The organism is Streptomyces sp. UH6 (assembly GCF_013421635.1).
Taxonomy (GTDB): Bacteria; Actinomycetota; Actinomycetes; order Streptomycetales; family Streptomycetaceae; genus Streptomyces; species Streptomyces abyssomicinicus.
Genome location: NZ_JACADT010000920.1, coordinates 1 through 2,288, shown reverse-complemented (window position 1 = coordinate 2,288; position 2,288 = coordinate 1). Strand labels below are relative to the sequence as shown.

2 protein-coding genes are annotated in these 2,288 nt (G+C 74.5%); both read left to right on the top strand.

What is annotated here, in order from left to right; genetic code table 11:
- Nucleotides 1-259 precede the first annotated feature (259 nt).
- A complete protein-coding gene (locus tag HW445_RS27560; protein ID WP_180223583.1) occupies nucleotides 260-1,612 on the top strand; it encodes a transcriptional regulator in 1,353 nt (450 codons plus the stop codon).
- A 116-nt stretch (nucleotides 1,613-1,728) separates the two neighbouring features.
- A complete protein-coding gene (locus HW445_RS27555) occupies nucleotides 1,729-2,274 on the top strand; it encodes an NUDIX hydrolase (RefSeq protein WP_151774744.1) in 546 nt (181 codons plus the stop codon).
- The last annotated feature ends 14 nt before the right edge of the window (nucleotides 2,275-2,288 follow it).

Genomic DNA, 2,288 nt, shown 5'->3' with positions numbered 1-2,288 from the left:
GTAGTTCCCCGCCGCACACCGAACGCGGGCCCGTCCTCCTCACGGAGGGCGGGCCCGCGGGCGTCCCAGGGAAGGGAGACGGCGGGCCGGCGTCGGTGGCGTGAGGGGGGAGGACGGCGGCCCGCCGAGGGACCAGGGAACCGTCCGGCTCCGGCGTGGCGGAAGGGTGTGCGCCGGGCGGGCCGGGGCGTTCGCTTCGCACCCCGTGTGAAGCAGGACCCACTACCCTGGCGTGACCGAGGCACCGGAGGGCAGCCACATGACCCCGAGACAGCCCAACACCCTGCTGGACGCGCTCCTCGACGAGGCGGGCGTCTCGCACGCCGGTCTGGCCGCCCGCGTGAACGCCGCCGGGCAGGCCCGCGGACTCCGGCTCCGCTACGAGCACACGGCGGTGGCCCGCTGGCTCAAGGGCCAGCGCCCCCGCGGCCAGGTCCCCGACCTGATCTGCGAGGTGCTCTCGGTCCGCCTGCGCCGCCAGGTCACCCTGGACGACATCGGCCTCGGCGTCCCCGGCGCGCCCGCCTCCCCGCACACCGGCTCCCTGTCCGGCTTCGTGGACCGCGCCACCGCGCTGTGGCGCTCCGACGAACTCCAGCGGCCGCACGTCCTCGGCGCCCCCGCCGTCACCGGGACGCCCGCCGTGATGCCCGTGTGGGAGTGGGAGAACCCGCCCGAGGACACCGACGTCTCCCGCGGCGGGCAGCACCGCGTCTCGCCGGACGACATCGAGATGCTGCGCGCCGCCCGCACCCACTACGAGCACATGTACCGCAAGGCCGGCGGGGTGGCGACCCGCGCCCGGGTGGTCGGCTTCCTCAACAACGAGGCCGCGCCCCTGCTGCGGGGCAGCTACCCCGACGCCACCGGACGCCAACTGCACCGTGCCACGGGCGCGTTGGTGGCCGTCGCGGGGATCTGCGCCTACGACTCGGACGCCCAGGGGCTCGCCCAGCGCTACTTCCACCAGGCGCTGCGGCTGGCCAAGTCCAGCGGTGACCGGGGCCTGGGCGCCTACGTCATCGCCCTGCTCGTCAACCAGGCGCTGTTCATGCGGGAGTTCCGTCAGGCCGTGGCGTTCGCGGAGGCCGCGTTACGCACGGCCGGGCGGCACATCACCCCGGCCCTCGCCTCCGACCTGTACGCCATGCAGGCCAAGGCGTACGCGCACCTCGGCGACGGAGCCGGCGCGCTCTCCTGCATCCGGCGGGCCGAGGAGGCCGCGGAACGCATCCACCGGGTCCAGGAACCGGACGAGACCGGCTATGTCCAGCCCGGCCTGGTCAACGTCCAGGTGGCGGAGGCCCTGCTCAGCCTGGGCGACCTGACCGCCGCCCGGGAGCACGCCGAGGCGGCCGTCGGCACCCCCGCGCACGACCGCGGCCGGGTGCACCGGCTGGCCATGCTCAGCCAGATCGAACTCCGCCGCGGCGACGCCGACAAGGCCGCGGCCACCGCCGCGGCCATGGCGCGGCTGGCCCGGGGCATGGAGTCCCAGCGGCTGCGGGACCGGCTCCGCACCGTCCGCGAACACCTGCTGCGCAGCGACTGCGCGGGAACCGGCGAGGCGGCCGAACTCATCGACGTCGCCCTGCGGGTGCCGCTCCCGTAGCCGGCCGGGCCGCCCCGCGCACGCCCTCCCGTGCCCCTCGGGCCCCTGCTACCGCTCCCCGTGCTGCTGCGATATTGCCACTCACTCGTCGAACACCGTCGAAAGGTGGCAGAAAGATGCAGTGGGCGAAACTGAGCGAACAGCCGGTGTACGGAAACCGCTGGTTCGACGTCAACCTGGCCGATGTCCGGCTGCCCGACGGCAGGCACCTGGACCACTATCTGATCCGGATGCGGCCCGTCGCCGTGGCCACCATCGTCAACGACGCCGACGAGGCGCTGCTGCTGTGGCGGCACCGCTTCATCACCGACAGCTGGGGCTGGGAACTGGCCGCCGGGGTGGTCGAGGACGGCGAGGACCTGGCCGTCGCCGCGGCGCGGGAGCTGGAGGAGGAGACCGGCTGGCGGCCGGGACGGCTGCGCCACCTGATGAGCGTGGAGCCCAGCAACGGGCTCACCGACGCCCGTCACCACATCTACTGGTCGGACACCGGGGAGTTCGCCGGCCACCCGGTGGACGACTTCGAGTCGGACCGCCGGGAGTGGGTGCCGCTCAAGGTCGTCCCGGACCTGATCGCCCGGGGCGAGGTCCCGGCCGCCAACATGGCGGCCGCCCTCCTGCTCCTCCACCACCTGCGCCTGGCCCACGACACCGCGGACTGACGTCCGCCGCCCCG